Source organism: Novosphingopyxis baekryungensis DSM 16222, from assembly GCF_000420305.1.
Taxonomy (GTDB): Bacteria; Pseudomonadota; Alphaproteobacteria; order Sphingomonadales; family Sphingomonadaceae; genus Novosphingopyxis; species Novosphingopyxis baekryungensis.
Genome location: NZ_ATUR01000002.1, coordinates 541,807 through 558,681, shown reverse-complemented (window position 1 = coordinate 558,681; position 16,875 = coordinate 541,807). Strand labels below are relative to the sequence as shown.

The 16,875-nt window shown below is 61.2% G+C and carries 16 protein-coding genes; 11 read left to right on the top strand and 5 right to left on the bottom strand.

From position 1 onward, the window contains the following. Positions 1-33 precede the first annotated feature (33 nt). On the top strand, positions 34-822 hold the full coding sequence (locus tag G410_RS15345) for a nucleotidyltransferase family protein (RefSeq protein WP_022672135.1): 789 nt from the start codon (positions 34-36) through the stop codon (positions 820-822). On the opposite strand, the gene G410_RS0102750 is transcribed toward G410_RS15345, so the two are convergent. The 3 genes from G410_RS0102750 to G410_RS15340 all read right to left on the bottom strand — a co-directional run bounded on the left by G410_RS0102750 (position 809) and on the right by G410_RS15340 (position 3,041). Beyond that, on the bottom strand, positions 809-2,008 hold the full coding sequence (locus tag G410_RS0102750; protein WP_022672134.1) for an LptF/LptG family permease: 1,200 nt from the start codon (positions 2,006-2,008) through the stop codon (positions 809-811). The two genes, G410_RS15345 and G410_RS0102750, sit on opposite strands and share 14 nt — an antisense overlap. A gap of 89 nt (positions 2,009-2,097) precedes the next feature. After that, positions 2,098-2,589 carry a DUF2147 domain-containing protein gene (locus G410_RS0102745; RefSeq protein WP_022672133.1) on the bottom strand — a complete coding sequence of 164 codons (492 nt, stop codon included), beginning with the start codon at positions 2,587-2,589 and terminating at the stop codon, positions 2,098-2,100. 74 nt (positions 2,590-2,663) lie between these two features. Beyond that, positions 2,664-3,041 (bottom strand): VanZ family protein, encoded by a 378-nt coding sequence (locus G410_RS15340; protein WP_022672132.1) that lies wholly within the window; start codon positions 3,039-3,041, stop codon positions 2,664-2,666. On the opposite strand from G410_RS15340, the gene G410_RS17895 reads away from it, so the two are divergent. The 9 genes from G410_RS17895 to G410_RS0102695 all read left to right on the top strand — a co-directional run bounded on the left by G410_RS17895 (position 3,040) and on the right by G410_RS0102695 (position 10,729). Further along, positions 3,040-3,198: a hypothetical protein gene (locus G410_RS17895; protein ID WP_022672131.1), complete on the top strand. Its 159-nt coding sequence runs from the start codon at positions 3,040-3,042 to the stop codon at positions 3,196-3,198. The genes G410_RS15340 and G410_RS17895 overlap by 2 nt on opposite strands. Before the next feature lie 144 nt (positions 3,199-3,342). Further along, a complete protein-coding gene (locus G410_RS15335; RefSeq protein ID WP_051137194.1) occupies positions 3,343-6,195 on the top strand; it encodes a monovalent cation/H+ antiporter subunit A in 2,853 nt (950 codons plus the stop codon). Further along, entirely contained in the window at positions 6,192-6,578 is a 387-nt protein-coding gene (locus tag G410_RS15330) for a Na+/H+ antiporter subunit C (RefSeq protein ID WP_022672129.1), read from the top strand. The genes G410_RS15335 and G410_RS15330 overlap by 4 nt, the downstream gene beginning before the upstream one ends. Continuing rightward, entirely contained in the window at positions 6,575-8,092 is a 1,518-nt protein-coding gene (locus tag G410_RS0102720) for a monovalent cation/H+ antiporter subunit D (protein ID WP_022672128.1), read from the top strand. The genes G410_RS15330 and G410_RS0102720 overlap by 4 nt, the downstream gene beginning before the upstream one ends. A gap of 1 nt (position 8,093) precedes the next feature. Beyond that, positions 8,094-8,579, top strand: a complete 486-nt coding sequence (locus G410_RS0102715; RefSeq protein ID WP_022672127.1) for a Na+/H+ antiporter subunit E — start codon at positions 8,094-8,096, stop codon at positions 8,577-8,579. Further along, entirely contained in the window at positions 8,576-8,845 is a 270-nt protein-coding gene (locus G410_RS0102710; protein ID WP_022672126.1) for a K+/H+ antiporter subunit F, read from the top strand. The genes G410_RS0102715 and G410_RS0102710 overlap by 4 nt, the downstream gene beginning before the upstream one ends. Continuing rightward, the gene (locus G410_RS0102705) at positions 8,842-9,258 is read left to right on the top strand and encodes a Na+/H+ antiporter subunit G (RefSeq protein WP_245559283.1); all 417 of its coding nucleotides are present in this window, start codon (positions 8,842-8,844) and stop codon (positions 9,256-9,258) included. Before G410_RS0102710 ends, G410_RS0102705 begins: the two co-directional genes overlap by 4 nt. Positions 9,259-9,336: 78 nt before the next feature. Continuing rightward, a complete protein-coding gene (locus G410_RS0102700) occupies positions 9,337-9,738 on the top strand; it encodes an MAPEG family protein (protein WP_022672124.1) in 402 nt (133 codons plus the stop codon). Positions 9,739-9,835: 97 nt separating this feature from the next. Continuing rightward, complete coding sequence (locus G410_RS0102695) at positions 9,836-10,729, top strand: hypothetical protein (RefSeq protein ID WP_022672123.1); 894 nt, start codon at positions 9,836-9,838, stop codon at positions 10,727-10,729. Positions 10,730-10,816: 87 nt separating this feature from the next. On the opposite strand, the gene G410_RS0102690 is transcribed toward G410_RS0102695, so the two are convergent. Continuing rightward, the gene (locus tag G410_RS0102690) at positions 10,817-12,481 is read right to left on the bottom strand and encodes a bifunctional helix-turn-helix transcriptional regulator/alpha/beta hydrolase (RefSeq protein WP_156851829.1); all 1,665 of its coding nucleotides are present in this window, start codon (positions 12,479-12,481) and stop codon (positions 10,817-10,819) included. A gap of 486 nt (positions 12,482-12,967) precedes the next feature. Continuing rightward, the gene (locus G410_RS17250) at positions 12,968-13,549 is read right to left on the bottom strand and encodes a PEPxxWA-CTERM sorting domain-containing protein (RefSeq protein WP_022672121.1); all 582 of its coding nucleotides are present in this window, start codon (positions 13,547-13,549) and stop codon (positions 12,968-12,970) included. 949 nt (positions 13,550-14,498) lie between these two features. Here G410_RS17250 and G410_RS0102680 point away from each other — a divergent pair. Next, a complete protein-coding gene (locus tag G410_RS0102680; protein ID WP_028970981.1) occupies positions 14,499-16,802 on the top strand; it encodes an FdhF/YdeP family oxidoreductase in 2,304 nt (767 codons plus the stop codon). The last annotated feature ends 73 nt before the right edge of the window (positions 16,803-16,875 follow it).

Genomic DNA, 16,875 nt, shown 5'->3' with positions numbered 1-16,875 from the left:
AATGGCCCACTCTGACAGAATGAAATATCTGCCATGCCTCAGGCCCTGATCCTGGCCGGATCGCGCCCGGGTTCGGACCCGCTGGCCGTCTCCGCCGGGGTATCGCACAAGGCGCTGATCGAGATCGACGGCATGCCGATGCTGGCGCGGGTTGCCGGTGCCTTGCGCCAGGCGGGGTTCGACCGGATTGCCGTATCGACCCAGCCCGGCCCCGTCGCAGATCTGGCTGTCACGCTGGGCCTGACCGTCATCGCGGCGCAGGCTGGACCGAGCAGAAGTGTGGCGGTCGCCTTCGAGCAACTGGGCGCACCGCTCCTGGTGACCACGTCGGATCACGGGTTGCTGCAAGCGGAATGGATTACACGCTTCGTGGCCGACGTGCCGCGCTCGGCAGATGTGGCGGCCCTTCTGGCCCGGCGGGAGCGGATCGAGGAAGCATTGCCCGGCAGTCGCCGCACCTATTTGCGGTTTGCCGATGGAGCCTGGTCCGGCTGCAACCTGTTTTATCTGAACAGTCCGCGCAGTGCCGCCGCGCTGGAACTTTGGCAGATGGTGGAAGCGGACCGGAAAAAGCCCTGGCGCATCGTGCGGCGGCTCGGCCTTGGCCCGTTGATCTTCTATCTGCGCGGCAAGCTGACCATGCACCGTGCAGTCGCCCATCTGGGGAAGCTCGCCGATGTCGAAGCCGCCGTGGTGGAAAGTGCGTTCGGCCTGGCGGCGGTGGATGTCGACACGCAGGACGATCTCATCGCCGTCCGTGCGCTAACAGCAGCGGCAAAGCCCGGTGGCGACGGAAACGACCGCCCCTTCAGGCCGGCCTGAGCTTGCGCCGCCAGATCCTGACCAGTTTGCTCCAGGCTGTTTCCAGCATGCCGAGCGGACGGCCCCCGATCCCGTGGGAAAAGCTGTAGTAGAACCAGCCGCTGGCCCCGGCAAAAAGCGCAAAGGGCATCCATTGGCCCCAAAAAGGCGGGATCGCCCCGGCCGCAGCCTGCGCCAGCGTGAACTGGTTGAGCTTGTACCAGAGCACCAGCACGATGATGCTGACGAATATCCCGACCGGCGATGTCGTGCGCTTGGGGGGAACCGCCAGGGCCAACCCCAGAAAGGGCAAAACCAGCAAGGTGGCCACTTGCACCAGCCGGAAATGCAGATTGGCCGCGGCCACCCTTGGCGTCACGCTATGATCCGCGCCGACGGACCGATCTCCCTGCGCAATGCGGGCGAGTTCCGCGACCGTCATTTCATCGGCATCGCCGCCGCGTTCGAGCATCCGACCGATGCTGGGCATGGCCACGCGCAGATCATAGCTGTCGAACGTCAGGACCCGCGGACTGGATAGATCCTGCTGCTCTTCGATCAGCACACCGCGGCGCAGCCGGAACAGCAGCGCCTTGCCATCCGGCGCCGCAAGAATGCGCGCTTCGGCCGCGCTGATGGTGACCGGATGCTTTCGCCCCGCCATGCGGATGAACACATTGTCCAGCCGGTTGCCGTCGATATTGCCGATCCACAAGGTGGACTGTTTGCCCATCCGGTTGAATTCACCCTTCTTGATCGAGATGCCGAGCGCGCCAGACTGCAGATCGAACGCGATTTCCTTATAGGCATAGCGCGCATGCGGCTGCACAAAGCCGATCAGGGCAAAATTGACGGCGCATAGCGTCACGGCAAAACACAGCGGCACGATCAGCAGCCTGGCATAGCTGACGCCGCAGGCGCGCAGCACATCGAGCTCGCTCGTCGTCGCCAGTTTGCGGAACGTCAGAACGATGCTGAGCATCGAGCCCACGACCACGCCGAACGAGAGATAGGTGGGCACGATATTGGCCAGCATGCTGAACACGACGCGCGGCGATCCGCCGGCATTCACCACGAAATCCAGCAGGCGCCGAAGCTTGTCGAGCAGCAAGATCAGCGCGCTGAGCACCAGAACCACCGTCAGCGGCTTGACCAGCAGACGCGCGATATAGCGATCCATCTTGGTTGGAAAAGCAGCGCCGCGCATGCGGCACGGCTACACCAACTCCCCAAATCTGCCGAGCATTTTCTACCCGGCGATGGCTGCCGTCATGTCAATTGCCGGCAGCCGCGTAGTCAGCGTATCCGGGTCCACTGCTGGGACTTGCAGATGATCAGCAGGCAGGCCTTTATGTTCAGCTTGTTCGGATTGTCCTGCGTGATGGTGGCGCGGTAGGTCCGGCCGGATTTGGGGTCATACACCTCCCCCTTCATCGCGTCCTTGTCCGGTGTGAAATCCAGCAACACCGGCAGGCCGACCAGCGGGCGATTGCGCAGGGCCTTGTTGCCATTGTGAATATCAGTCCGCGCGCCATCGCTTGGATATTTCAGGATACGGCTGACTTTTCCGCAGAGCGCATCGCCACATGGATAGACCTTTACCTCGGCCTTGCGGTTTTCCATCAGCCAGGTGCCCTGTAGGCCCTGCGCCGTCGTGGCAGCGACGGCACCGGGACCGCTTGTCATCGCCATGCTGGCGGCAGCAAGACCGATGAGGCCGCGTTTAGCGATATGGAACCGCCGGGCAAAGATCGTGGGCCGGATAAAATTATGTAATTTCTGTGTCATAGCTATCACCTTAGCGAATGATTCCCGTATGCGCCATGAACGGCACCGTTAAACTCCGGAAAGCCCGTGGCGGATCAGGTTGGCGGAAAATCGTCCTGCGTCTCCGTCTTGCGCCGAGAAAGGCGGCGCCATGCCAGAGCGATCACGATGGCAGCGGCGGCTGTGCCGGTATCGAGCAGCCAGTCCAACCAAGAGCCATGCCGGCCGACATTCATGCCCAGCTGTCCCAGTTCGATCAGGCCACCGAAGACCGACATCAAAAACAATACAAACCAGGCCGAAAGCTGCGGATAGGCTGCCATGGCAAGCCATGGCAGCACAAGAAACGCCATCATGTGCCGCAGCGCACCGCTTTCGACTATTGCCCCTGCCGGGCCGGGCGTGAGCGCGAGGTAGAGCGTTGCCGCCAGCGCGCCGAACAGCGTGAAACGGAAAAAAGACCGAGCAATCATGGCGTTGCAGACCCAATCAGAAAACGCCGCCGCTGCGGCGGCTGGCTGTATTGCGAGCGCGCTAGCGCCGTATGTTGACGGCAATGTGGCATGCCGCCGCGCGATGTTGCCCCTCTTGGATGAACGAGCCCGCCAAATGGTGCAGGATTTTGCCTAATATTCTGACAAGTTGCGCCGTCCTGCCCCGCAAATGAACGGTTTCGGTTGTCTGCGCCGCATCCCTCCGTCTAGGACGATGGGCAAGCGCGCTGCGACGTGCTGCAAAAAGGTTACCGCCAAGAAGGAATATCGCAGTCAGCCCATGGCCGTCCCTGCAACCCTCTCCACGCTTGTCGTCCTGCCGTTCGTCGCGGCGCTACTGATCGCTGCCTTCGGTGGCGCGCAGCGATGGGTGCATTCCGGCCTCGCCGCTGCTGGCAGCGCGATCGGCCTTGCCTTGATCCTGTCCGTCGCCGGGCCGGTCATCGGCGGCGACATCCTGTCGGTATCCGCCCCATGGGTGCCGGCGATCGGCCTCGACTTTTCGCTGATGATCGATCCGCTGGGGCTGATGTTCGCCGGGTTGATCTTCGGCATCGGCCTGCTGGTGGTCATTTTCGGGCATTTCTATCTGGCAGACGGCGAGGCAACGGGCCGCTTCTTCGCCAGCCTCATGCTGTTCCAGGGGGCGATGGTGGGCATTGTCATCAGTGGCAATATCCTCCTGCTGCTCACCTTCTGGGAGCTGACCAGCCTCTCCTCCTTCCTGCTCATCGGTTTCTGGCGGCATCGCGCCGATGCGCGGCAGGGCGCACGCATGGCGCTGGCCATCACCGGCGGCGGCGGACTGGTGCTGATCGCGGGCATGCTGATGCTGGGCATCGTCGCCGGCTCGTTCGATCTGATGACGATCCTGCAGAGCGGAGACATCGTCCGCGCGTCACCGCTTTACCCGGTGATCCTGATCCTGATCCTGATCGGTTGCTTTACCAAATCCGCGCAGTTCCCGTTCCATTTCTGGCTGCCGCACGCCATGGCCGCGCCCACGCCGGTGAGCGCCTATCTGCATTCCGCCACCATGGTGAAAGCCGGCGTGTTTCTGCTTGCGCGCCTGTGGCCGGTGCTTGCGGGGACCGAACTCTACACCGGTATCGTCACCAGCGTCGGGCTGTTCACCATGCTGTTCGGTGCATGGGCCGCGCTGTTCCGGCACGATCTGAAAGGCATTCTGGCCTATTCCACGATCAGCCAGCTGGGGCTGCTGGTGATGCTGCTCGGCTTCTCCATCGAGATGGCGGCGGTTGCCGCGGTGCTGCACATCCTGAACCATGCCGCGTTCAAGGCCGCTTTGTTCATGACCGCCGGCATCGTGGACCATGAAACCGGCACCCGCGATATCCGCCGGCTGGGCGGGCTGGCCAAGGCCATGCCGGTCACCGCCCTCATCGCCACCATTGCCGCGGGTGCCATGGCCGGTATTCCGCCGCTTGGCGGCTTCATTTCGAAAGAAATGATGCTGTACGAAACGCTGGAAATCTCGCTTTTCGGCCTCCCCTGGCTGGTGCCGGTGGTTGCCACCGTCGCTGCGGCCCTGTCTGCCGGCTATTCGCTGCGCTATGCATGGCAGCTGTTTTTCGGTCGCCCGCGCGATCCCGAACCACAGGCCAAGGCGCATGATCCGGCGGCCGGCATGTGGATTTCGCCTGCGTTTCTGGCAGTTCTGGCGGTGCTTCTGGGGCTCGCACCCATGTTGATCGCAGCGCCGCTCGTGACTGCCGTATCCTCTGCCGTCATCGGGCGCGCCGTGCCCGAGGTTGAGCTGGCCCTGTGGCACGGCGTCAACACCGCGCTGGTGATGAGCATCATCGCCGTTGCAGCGGGCGTGCTCATGCTCTGGCGGCATGGCACCCTGCTGCGCCTGTATGAAGGCGTGCGCCATCTGGATGCCAAGCATCTGTTCGAGCGCGGCCTCGGCATGATGGACGCCGCGGTCCGCAAGGCCATCATGCTGGTCCACAGGCCGTCGCTGCAACGCATGCTGTTCGCCACCTTTGCCGTGGTCGCGCTGGTCATGGCCGAAGGGGCGTGGATCGGCGGCGGCAGCCTGACCGGTACGCGGGAAGGCCTGCCGGCATCCCCGGTTGCCATCTTTGCGTGGCTGCTGCTGATCGCCGCCACCATCGCCGTGCTGCTGAACGAGCGGCAGCGTTTCCGCGTGCTCATCTATATCAGCGTGATCGGCCTCATCATCACGCTGGGCTTCATCCATCTGTCCGCCCCCGATCTGGCGCTCACGCAAATCGCCGTGGAGGTGGTGACGATCCTGCTCTTGCTGCTTGCGCTCAATCTGTTGCCCAAAACACCGCCGGTCCTGTCCCGCCCATCGCGGCGCTGGCGTGACGGCATGCTGGCGATCCTGGGCGGGCTCGGCATCGGCGGCGCATCCTGGGCCATGCTGACGCGCGATCCCGGCCAGACCATCTCCAGCTTCCATTTGGCCAACAGCTATTCCGGTGGCGGCGGCAAAAATGTCGTGAATGTGATCCTGGTCGATTTCCGCGCCTTCGATACCATGGGGGAAATCATCGTTCTGGGCATTGCCGGGCTGGCGATCTACGCGCTGCTCGACACCACATCGCGCGGCACGGCGGGCGAGCGTTTGCGGACCTGGCAGGAAGACATGCCCCATTCGCCGGAAAGCCACCCTGTCATGTTCGTCATGGCCACGCGCATTCTTCTGCCGCTGGTGCTGGCGGCAGGCCTCTTCATCTTCCTGCGCGGCCATAATGAGCCGGGCGGCGGGTTCGTTGCCGCGCTCGTGGTGGCGATTGCGTTCATGGTGCAATATCTCGCCTCCGGCTTCGACTGGACCGATTCGCGGCGCCGGATCGGCGAGCATTTTCTGATCGCCGCCGGCGTGCTGCTGGCGATAGCGACCGGCCTTGGATCACTGCTGTTCGGCGCGAATTTCCTGACCAGCGCCTTCGGCTATTTCACGCTCCCTCTCGTCGGCGAACTGGAACTGGCCACCGCATTGCTGTTCGATCTCGGCGTCTTCGCGGTGGTCTTTGGCGCGGTGATGCAGACATTGGCGCAGCTCAGCCATATTTCGCAGCGCGCCGCGCGCGCCCATGCCGCACGGTCCAGAGCCAGCAGCGCGGAGAATGGCGCATGACCCTCGAATTTCTCGTCGCCAGTGCCATTGGCGTTCTGGTGGCCGGCGGTATCTATCTCGCGCTGCGTGCGCGGACCTTTCAGGTCGTGCTGGGGCTCACCTTGTTCTCCTATGCGGTCAATCTGTTTCTGTTCGCGTCCGGCAGGCTGGTGGTCGATCGTGCGCCCATCTGGTCCAAGGACGTGGCAGAATATACCGATCCTTTGCCGCAGGCGCTGGTGCTCACGGCCATCGTCATCACCTTTGGCATGACGGCCTTTGCCGTTATCCTGTCCCTGCGCAGCTTTCTGGAATCCGGCAGCGATCAGGTAGACGGTGATCCGTGCGAAAACGCCGTGCGCAATGCGGATGTCGAAACCAGCGATGCGGACGAGCCGCGATGAGTGTCGCTACGCATCTGGCCATTGCCCCGGTGGTGATACCGGCCATCGCCGCGCCCTTGGCGCTGCTGATGATGCGGCGTCGGCGGCGCGTCGGGGTCGGCATATCGCTGCTGTCCTGCTCGGCCATGCTGGTGGCTGCGCTGACGCTTCTGGTCCTGAGCATGGATGGCACCATCCGCACCTATGCCATTGGCGAATGGGCGGCGCCGTTCGGTATCGTGCTGGTGGTCGACCGGCTGTCGGCCATCATGCTGACCCTGGCGGCAAGCCTGTCGCTGATCGCCATGCTGCACGCCGTGCTCACCCGCACGGACCGTGACGGCTGGCATTTCCATCCGCTTTTCCAGTTCCAGATGCTGGGCCTGAACGGCGCATTTCTGACGGGCGATCTGTTCAATCTGTTCGTGTTTTTCGAAGTTCTGCTGATCGCGTCCTATGGCCTGATGCTCCACGGCCAGGGTCCGGCGCGGCTGAAGGCGGGCATCCAATATGTCATCGTCAATATCGTCGGATCGTCGCTGTTCCTCATCGCGCTGGGGCTGCTCTACGCGCTGACGGGTACGCTCAACATGGCCGATATGGGCCTGCAGGTCGCAGCGATCGGGCCGGATGATCAGGGTCTGCTGCGCGTGGCGGCGCTGCTGCTGGCCACCGTGTTCGCCATCAAGGCGGCGCTGGTGCCGCTGCATCTCTGGTTGCCGCGCACCTATGCCGTAACCACGCCTGCGGTGGCCGCGCTGTTCGCCATCATGACCAAAGTAGGCGTCTATGCGATGATCCGCGTGGTGCCGCTGATTTTCGGCGACGATGCGGGCGCGGCGGCCTGGGCCCCTGCCCCCTATCTGATGCCGATCGCGATCCTGACGGCCATTGTGGGCTTTGCCGGAGTCTTCGTCGCGCGCAGCCTGTCGGAGCAGGCGGCCTATGCCATTATCGGCTCCACCGGCACGCTGATGATCGCGGTATCCGCCTGGCAGGTCGATAGCATCACGGCGGCGCTCTATTATCTCGTGCATTCCACCTTGTCCGGCGCCGCGCTCTTTTTGGTGGCCGATGTGGTGGCGCGCAGGCGCGGCAGTCATGTCGATCACGCAAGCCCCGGACCCGTCTTCGCGCACCGCCAGCTGGCCGCGCTTCTGTTCATGGCTGCTACCATTGCCACCGCCGGACTGCCGCCGCTGTCGGGCTTCATCGGCAAGCTGATGATCCTGCAATCGGTGGCGGATATCGATGGCTGGGCGTGGGGCTGGACGGCCATATTGGCCACGACCTTGATCGGCGTGATCGGATTTGCCCGTACCGGCAGCGCCATCTTCTGGAAGAGCGAGCCGGCCGGGGATGGACCATCGCTGCCGCTGGTCGCCCGCACCGACATGGTTGCACCGGTGATCGCCCTGCTCTTGCTGGTTGCCCTCTCCGCAGCTGCTGGCCCGGCAACCGCCTTCATGCAGGATGCCGCAGGGCAGATCATGAACAGTGGCGCCACCGTGCGCGCCGTGCTGGAGAAAGGTTGAGATGCGCCGCCTGATCCCCCATCCCGGCCTGTCGGTCCTGCTCGTCGCCATCTGGCTGCTCTTGGCCAACAGCCTGAGCGTTGGCGCGCTGTTCATGGGCGTGATCGTGGGCGTGCTCCTGCCGATCTTCACCGCGCCTTTCTGGCCCGGCCGGCCGGACGTGCATTATGGCAAGGGGCTGCGCTATATCGTCCTTGTGCTGTGGGACATCATCGTTGCGAATTTCGAGGTGGCGTGGATCATCCTGTTCAAGCGCAACAGGGATTTGCACCCCGCCTGGCTGGTCATTCCCATGAACCTCGAAACACCCGAAGCGGTCACCGTCTTTGCCGGCACCATCAGCCTGACGCCGGGCACGGTGTCGGCCGATGTCTCGGCCTGTGGTTGTTTCCTGTTGGTCCACGCGCTCGACGTGGCCGATCCCGAGGCCGAGATCGCCAAGATCAAGGCGCGTTACGAGGCCCGCTTGCAGAAGATATTCGCATGATCGGCTATACCGTCATCTTCGGGCTTGCCTGTCTCACGCTCGCGCTGCTGCTCAATCTGTGGCGTCTGCTGCGCGGACCGGAAGTTGCCGACCGTATCGTGGCGCTCGACACCATGGTGATCAACGCCATCGCCGTGATCGTGCTGATCGGCATTGCGGACGCGAACGACATCTATTTCGAGGCGGCCCTCTTGCTGGCCATGGTCGGCTTCGTCGGCACGGTGGCCTATTGCAAATTCATCCTGCGCGGAGACATCGTCGAATGATGGAGCTTGGCCTGATCGCCGAAATCGCCACGAGCGCGATGATCGTGCTGGGATCGCTGCTGGCGCTGATCGGCAGCTGGGGCATGGTGCGCCTGCCCACGCTGATGGAGCGCCTTCACGGCCCGGCCAAGGCGACCACGCTGGGCCTGGGCGCGCTGCTGGTGGGATCGGTGCTCTATTATCAGTTCTACAAGGGCCAATGGTCTGCGCATGAGCTGCTGATCTCACTCTTTCTGTTCATCACCGCGCCGATCGCCGCGAACATGATCGCCAAGGTTCATCTGCACCGCCTCCGGCAGGATCGTGCCAAGGCCGGCCCGGCCGGAACGCCGCCCGCACCGAGCGAACAGAGCGACTGGTCCACCTTCGAAGCGCCGCACAGCGACACGCCGGTCGCAACGTCGCAGGAATAGGCGGCGTTCTGCCCACGCTGCCGCCCGGATAGGCATGCCAAGGCGCGTGTCTGATATAGCGACCGAAGGAACAAGAATATGACGATGATCCTGCTTCCCGTCACACTCGCCACAGCCGCGGCGCTTGGTCTGATCAATCTGTGGATTGCCTTCCGCATCGTGCGGATCCGCCTCAAGGCCGACATTTTGATCGGTGACGGAGGCGAGGAATTGCTGGCCGGCCGCATGCGCGCACATGCCAATCTGGTGGAATACGCCCCTTTCGTCCTGATCCTGATGGCCCTGATCGAGCTGTCCGGCGGCGCGCATCTCGTGCTGGTCATCACCGGCGCGCTATTCGTCGCAGCACGGATTGCGCATCCGATCGGCATGGACAAGCCCACCTCCAACATCCCCCGCGCTGGCGGCGCCCTGCTCACTTGGGTGACGCTGGCGTTCCTGATCGGTTGGGGCGCGCTGATCGCCTTGGGCGCGGTCTGAAAAAAGCCCAGTCACTCCGGCATGTACCATTTGGGACATTCACCAGGAGTATGGCGCGGCGCAAAAGCACGATCACTTCAAACAAGGGGTCGTTACCATGAAATATCTGCTGATCGCCGCGTCCGGTGCCGCTCTGGCCACCGCGATGCCGTCCATACCTGCGAACGCTGCAGCCGCCGCCGAAACGGACCAGTTCGACATGCTGCGTAAAAAGGCCAAAGAACTCAAGAAAAAGGCCAAGGAGATCAAGGATACGGCGGAAACGGTCGAAAATGTCGTGGAAACCGTCACCGATGGCGCCGCTTCCGGCACATTGCCTGATGCTTTAGGATCATCCTCGTCGAACCGCTCGGGCGTCATGCAATATGCCGGGCAGCGGCGCCCTCGCGCCGCCGGACGCGGAGACTATGCCGGCCGCGCCCCCTCTGCGCCCGCCAAATATGCCGCGATGACCAAATGCGCCAACCTCAAGCTTGGCAACGCCTTTATCGCGCAGGCCGGAACATATACCGTTACCAGCGGCCTGAGCACCGAAGACCGCACCGGTCTGATCGAGCGGGAACCGGTCCAGCCGGTCGATGGCTGCACCTTCACGGGCCTGGGTGTGGGCGACGTGTTGTATGTAGAGGTCGACAAGACCGCGTATAACGGACGTGGCAGTTACGAACTGCAATGCATGTCCTTCGACGGCAAGGAGCAACTGGCCCGCGACACACGGCCACGGGAAAACAACTACACCGGCAAGGACGTGATGCTCATGACCGGCAACAGCGCAGGCTATGAGCCGACTGCCAGCGGCAGCAATGCCGATCGCTCGGCGGCGTATGACAAGCTGCTCGGTTCGCGCGGCCGAGAGATGATTACCTTCAACATGCCGGAGCTACATACCGACAAGGCGGGGACGGATTTCTACTGCCAGCATTATAATGAGGCGACCGGCCAAAGTGCGCTCGCCTTTACCTATCGTCGCGGTCCTGTCGGTCGACAGTAAGCGGCTCTATCGAGCCTCCGTGATGCCTCTATTGACCCGTCTCGCATCGCGGAGGTTCGACCCAATGTCCGTCAGCTGTCCCTCGATCTAGTTGCTCCGTTGTCGAGTAATAAAGCCGCCTAGCATCTCCATGACCGCGCCGGGATGCTGAAAGATCAGGAAACTGCCGGCATCCGGCTGCGGCGGTGCAATGGTGAAGCCATGACGTGTGGCGAACGAATGCACCATTTCTGGCGGAGCGAGACGATCCTGCGTACCGGTCAGAATGGTGACCGGACAGTCCACGCCCACCGCAAGTTCCGACCAATCGCTGGCATTGAGCATCAATTCCTCCATGCCGCAGCGCGGCCCCTGGTCGAATATAGCCCGCATGGACTTGCTCAAAAAATCACGGTTCTTTGCGACAGCAATGAAGGCACGATCCGGTGCGGAGTCGGCAAAGAAGTGCTCTAGATACGGGCCATCAAGGCCCTTGGCGAGCTTGCCCAGCACCGCCCGCACATACATACGCATGGCCGCCGGAAGCAATCTGGCCAGTTGCAGGGGAAGACGATGCCCCAGGCCAAGCATGCGCAATTCCGCTGATGTTGAGATTGGCACCGTCGGCCCCGCGATCACCAGCTGTGTGCACCGTTCAGGAAAGCGCTGGGCAAAGGCCAGTGCAAAGGGTGTGCCTCCGGAAGCGGTGAGCACCGCCGCATCTGTGATGGCAAGCTGTTCCAATATTTGCGCCGCGCGCTCGACAAAGCCGCGCACCATCTCGATGCCTTTGCCCTCGTCGGCGTCACGCCCGCAATAGGGTCGCCAGGGGACGATAAGCCTTATGCCCTTTTCGTGACAGCAGCGGACCATAGAGTCCGGAAGGAATGGACCGCCAAAAAGAGGATGAAAATACAGTACCGGCGCGCCGTTTTTCGGTCCATAAAAATGAACCTGCACCTGCAAATGGTCGATCTGCACGCAACGCGCTTCGTCTTCGCTCTGCTCAGTCTCCTCTGCCACGGCATAGAGGCTGCACACATCACGGTAACCGCCATAAAGGGCAATCAGTTCGCCCTGCGATCCGATTTCGAGCTTTGCCAGCAATCTTTTCAACTGGTTGCGGACCGTGCCGAGCGACGTGCCACGCTCTGCGGCCAGTTGTCGCAGATCCGATCGCTCGATGATCTCATGCAACAGGGCCTGTTCCGCCTGGGTGAGCGAAAAATCGCGCGCGAACGCGGTCGCGCTCTGCTTCTCCCAACGGATTGGAATTTCCTGCACGATCAGGTGGCTCGCATCTGCCGCGCGCCGGGCAAAATGCGGCGTCGGCCGGACGGCTTCCGGATGCGTGAACATTTGCAGAATGCCGTGGGCATGCGCGCCGGAGAATACCGCCTTGAGCAACGCCTTGTCCTGCCGGTCGCGATGCGGCAGCCAGATCCAGTCCGGTAAAGGCTCCCCTTCCCTGAGCAGAGTTTCCGGCGAGCTGACCTCGATTACATCCAGAAACGGCCCCAATGTGAAAGAGCCCGGCGCGGCATATTCTGCCCGAACCCCGGAAAATTCGACGTCGTCCGGCAAAATGGCTTCGGCGCGTTCAAAATGAAACGCCAGCCAAGGATCTCCATGGCTGTTCAGTTCATCATCGCTCATCCGCTCAAGCACCGAACGAAGCTCGAGCAACCGGCCGGGATCGGCCGCCACCTCATAGATGCGCGCGATCAATTCATCAGGGCGAGAGGACGTCGTCATATAGCTAGAAAGGCTCATCTCCAAAGGGTCACGCCGCCAGGACCCCCAGATCGATAGTCGCTAGTGCCGATTTTTCCACCATTCATTACTCGTGACAGTAATGGCCGCAGTAACGAAGTTCCGAACGGCCATTTCTGAGACCATAGCAGCAATTGCAAAGTACAAAGCATAGGTTACCGGCATCCGTTACACCACAACGAACGGCCCGCCGAAAACCGAAGCACGCGCAACGGTAGAAAATAAAGGTGCCCTCGACATGAATATGTCGGCCTTTCAAATCAGTGGGGGGTTTTCATTTAAAATCGAGCGACAGCGCGCGTGACATGACAGGCCAAGGCAATCGATATATCCAAACAAGCGGCCCCTGATAGAGCGTCGTCTGGAGCGACCCAGCGCGTCCATGTATCATGACAAGCTCTCAGCAAAAACAGCCTGGCAAGCCAAAGAAAAAGGGCCGCGCTTTGACGGCGCGGCCCTTTTTTTATGTATCGCTATCCTATAGCGTCAGGCGACGCCGTAAGTGATGTTCTTGATCTTGGTTTCGAACTTCTCATCCGAACGACGCTTGGCCGAACGCATGCCGTAACCAACCAAGCCGAAGCCGAAAAGCATCATGAGCCACGTAGACGGCTCGGGAACGGCGGCCGCGGCGCTGACGCTAAGATTGGCCGTATCGCCAGCGTTGAAATTCGTGCCGATGAAATTCAGACGTAGAACGCCGTTGGTCAGGGACACATCGCTGGCATCAAATCCGCCGATCGTCGAGCCGCCAAAGCTGTAAGACGTAAAAGCGTTCGAAAGGTTCGAAAACTCGATGATCGTCGCGCCCAGCGAGCCGGTGTTCAGCATGTTGATCAGCAAATCGTTCGCGCCGAAGTCAAACGTCATGAAGGTGCCGCCGCCAGCAGAGAACTCGGTGCCGCTGCCGACAACTGCGGTCGATGGCGAGCAGGTGAAAGAAGAGCCACTGCCGGTCTGTGAGCAGGACACTGTATCGCCGACCAAGCTTGCCGCCGCAGCGGGGGCAGCAGCGTTCAAAGCGGCAATAGCCGTGAAGGCAAAAATGGATTTATGCAATTTCTTCATGATAATTTCCCTGTTTTCTCAGCGTTATGCACGATGATGCAATTACTAATATAATTTGCCACCTATCGCCCTGTGCTCCGGCAGCACATGTCGCTTCAACCGATCCAACCATGATCGCATCCCAAACAGGTTGGCTGTCGATCCAAGCGAACATAAGCGGCGAATCGGCATGATGTATGTTAACACAAAATTAATAGCTGTTTCTACTGTCGGTAAACTTTACAGGTTTTTGATGCCCAAGTCCCACCCCAAACGCACCTATACCGGGGCGATTGATGGTTAATTCTTCAAGTTAACAGGATGCCAAGTGACTAAGCGGTCCGCCTGTTATGCATATAGTTAGGCTGACCGATCCGAAGCTCTGTGAGCCTATGCCGAGAACCTGATCTAGAAAAGCGGACCATCTTTGGCGGGATCTGCTTAGGCTGACTGCTTAGCCTTGCATAAATGTCATCTAAAACCCTGCGGCCACAACCCGGGCTAGATAGACGACACCAATGGAACGGCAGGCATGCCAGCGAGAAGGAAGTCTGCCAGATTGCCCGGAATAGGATGGACGCCTGAAAGCGTGCGCAGCGGCGCAATGAATCGTTCTTTCTGCCCTTGGACAATTTTGGCGCAAAACTGATCGACACCCGGCTGAGGCAAGCTTGGCACGCCAGTTTCGTGCAAAGCAGGCGTCCTGCGCAAAGAGCTTCACCGCAGTATCGGGTCTGCAGTCTTGCAAGGGACTGGGCAAACTGATTTGGCCATGCACTTGGCTTCGCGTTTGCCCGCCGGGGGCATTTCGGTTCAACCATCAGCCGGCACGGCCACCAATGCTCAGTGCTGAACCGTCAGACCGTTGCCAAGCCGAGAAATGGGGCACATTATTTATGAAAACCTCATGGAGTCTGGAAAGCTTGGTGAGGAAATGCGTTTCCCGAAAAATAACTGTCGAGAGTGCATGATGGCCGACGAAACCGAGAAAAATACCGACGACCTTCCTCATTCGCCCGGCCCTGCCGGCGGCTGGGGTTCGATGAAGGGTATCGCCAGCATCTATGGTGAGACCTGGGCATCGCCGGGTGCGCTCGACAGCTTGCGGCGGCTGAACAAGCCCAAGGGCGTCATGTGCATGTCCTGCGCGTGGCCCAAGCCCGCAAATTATGCTGCGTTTGAATTCTGCGAGAACGGGGCGAAAGCGACTTTGTGGGAGCTGACGAAGGATCGATGCACGCCGGAATTTTTCGGCGAAGACGGCCATACCGTCAGCCAGCTTCGCGAATGGTCCGATCACGAGCTGGAAAAATCGGGCCGGCTGACGCATCCGATGAAATATGACGCGCCGTCGGACCGTTACGTCCCGATTGCCTGGGACGATGCCTTTGCCGAAATCGGCGCGACCTTGCGCGAATTGCCGCGGGAGGACGTTGTTTTCTACGCGTCGGGTCATGCGGGCCTGGAAGCGAGCTACCTCTACGCCCTTTTGGCCCGCGCCTATGGCAACAATAACCTGCCGCAGAGCAGCAACATGTGCCACGAAACCACCTCGGTGGGTCTTACGAAGGTCATCGGCTCGCCGGTCGGCACCGTAACGTTCGACGACCTGGCGGAGACGGACTGCTATTTCTATTTCGGGCAGAACCCAGGCACCAACAGCCCGCGCTTCCTGCATAATCTCAAGGACCTGAAGGATCGCGGCGGCAAGATCGTGACCTTCAATCCGGTGATCGAGCAGGGCCTGGTATCCTTCGTCGATCCGCAAAATCCGCTGGCGATGATGACCGGCAAGGAAACGATTATTTCCGATCAGTACCATCAGGTGCAATCGGGCGGCGATGTCGCCGCGATTTTGGGGCTGTGCAAGGTGGTGGTGGAAACCGACGACAAAGCGCAGGAAGCCGGGACGCGCGAGGTTATAGACCACGCATTCATCAAGCAGCATACCACCGGGTTCGAGGACTTCATCGCCTGCTGCCGCGATGCGCAATGGCCTGATATCGAAAAAGCCAGTGGCCTGACCGAGGCTGCGCTACGGGACGCGGCGCAGGTCTATATCGATGCGGAGAAGGTGATCGGCGTATATGGCATGGGCTTTACCCAGCACACGCACGGCGCGCTCAATATCGCGATGCTGGTCAACCTGCTGCTGCTCAAGGGCAATATCGGCCGCCCGGGCACTGGCTGCTGCCCGGTGCGCGGTCACTCAAATGTGCAGGGCCAGCGCACGGTGGGGATTGCCGAAAAAGCGCACTTGGTCCCGCTCGACAAGCTCAAAGAGCTATTTGATTTCGATCCGCCGACCAAGGACGGCATGCACGTGGTCGACGCGGTACAGGGCCTGATAGAAGGCAAAGTGCGGGGCTTTATCTCGCTTGGCGGCAATCTGGTGCGCGCGGTGCCCGATCAGAAGCGGATGGAAGATGGCTGGGCCGAGCAGGACATCGTCGTGATGGTGTCCACCAAGCTCAACCGCAGCCATCTCTATCCGGGCAAATCTGCCTATATCCTGCCTTGCCTCGGCCGGTCCGAACTCGACGAGCAGGCCAGCGGCAACCAGGCCGTGACTAGCGAAGACAGCTTCTCCATGATCAATGGATCGGTCGGGCATCGTCCGCCCGCCTCTGAGCATCTGAAGAGCGAGCTGGCGATCGTGACCGGCATTGCCAAGGCCACACTTGACCCCAATCCCAAGATGAAATGGGACGAATGGACCGCCGATTACGCGCTGGTGCGTGACCTGATCGAGGCGACTTATCCGGATGACTTCCACGATTTCAACAAGCGCATGTTCCAGGCCGGTGGCTTCTGGCGCGGCAATCCCGCTGCCGAGCGTGTGTGGAAAACCGACAGTGGCAAGGCGGTCATCACGACACCGCCCCAGCTCACATCGCTGGGCTTTGCCGACAAGCCGGGCCGTTATCGCCTGCTGACGATGCGGTCGAACGACCAGTTCAACACCACGATCTACGGCTATTCCGATCGCTTTCGCGGTATTGAGGGCACGCGCGATGTCGTGCTGATGAACCCGGATGACATTGCCGACGCGGGCCTGCACGACGGCGATACCGTTCGCTTGGTCACCGATTACGACGGCGATGATGTGGAGCGGAAACTGAGCGGGCTGAAGCTGATTGCATACAAGCTTCCGCGCGGCACGATCGCGGGCTATTATCCGGAGTGCAACGTGCTGGTGCCGATCACGCATCATGACGAGATTTCCAAGACACCAGCGTCCAAGTCCGTACCGGTCAGGGTCGAGCCGGCCTGAGCAAAGTGGGCGGCGACATGGTGATTCCGCAATGGGTGCAACTGGCATCCATAGGCATGCTACTGCTTGGGCT

Bases quoted from the DNA above. Each gene is read 5' to 3' on its own strand.
- G410_RS0102745 (WP_022672133.1), bottom strand. From the start codon at position 2,589: ATGACACAGAAATTACATAATTTTATCCGGCCCACGATCTTTGCCCGG.
- G410_RS15335 (WP_051137194.1), top strand. From the start codon at position 3,343: ATGGCCGTCCCTGCAACCCTCTCCACGCTTGTCGTCCTGCCGTTCGTC.
- G410_RS15330 (WP_022672129.1), top strand. From the start codon at position 6,192: ATGACCCTCGAATTTCTCGTCGCCAGTGCCATTGGCGTTCTGGTGGCC.
- G410_RS0102710 (WP_022672126.1), top strand. From the start codon at position 8,576: ATGATCGGCTATACCGTCATCTTCGGGCTTGCCTGTCTCACGCTCGCG.
- G410_RS0102715 (WP_022672127.1), top strand. From the start codon at position 8,094: ATGCGCCGCCTGATCCCCCATCCCGGCCTGTCGGTCCTGCTCGTCGCC.
- G410_RS0102680 (WP_028970981.1), top strand. From the start codon at position 14,499: ATGGCCGACGAAACCGAGAAAAATACCGACGACCTTCCTCATTCGCCC.
- G410_RS17895 (WP_022672131.1), top strand. From the start codon at position 3,040: ATGGCGTTGCAGACCCAATCAGAAAACGCCGCCGCTGCGGCGGCTGGC.
- G410_RS0102690 (WP_156851829.1), bottom strand. From the start codon at position 12,481: ATGAGCCTTTCTAGCTATATGACGACGTCCTCTCGCCCTGATGAATTG.
- G410_RS0102695 (WP_022672123.1), top strand. From the start codon at position 9,836: ATGAAATATCTGCTGATCGCCGCGTCCGGTGCCGCTCTGGCCACCGCG.
- G410_RS15340 (WP_022672132.1), bottom strand. From the start codon at position 3,041: ATGATTGCTCGGTCTTTTTTCCGTTTCACGCTGTTCGGCGCGCTGGCG.
- G410_RS15345 (WP_022672135.1), top strand. From the start codon at position 34: ATGCCTCAGGCCCTGATCCTGGCCGGATCGCGCCCGGGTTCGGACCCG.
- G410_RS0102705 (WP_245559283.1), top strand. From the start codon at position 8,842: ATGATGGAGCTTGGCCTGATCGCCGAAATCGCCACGAGCGCGATGATC.
- G410_RS0102700 (WP_022672124.1), top strand. From the start codon at position 9,337: ATGACGATGATCCTGCTTCCCGTCACACTCGCCACAGCCGCGGCGCTT.
- G410_RS0102750 (WP_022672134.1), bottom strand. From the start codon at position 2,008: ATGCGCGGCGCTGCTTTTCCAACCAAGATGGATCGCTATATCGCGCGT.
- G410_RS17250 (WP_022672121.1), bottom strand. From the start codon at position 13,549: ATGAAGAAATTGCATAAATCCATTTTTGCCTTCACGGCTATTGCCGCT.
- G410_RS0102720 (WP_022672128.1), top strand. From the start codon at position 6,575: ATGAGTGTCGCTACGCATCTGGCCATTGCCCCGGTGGTGATACCGGCC.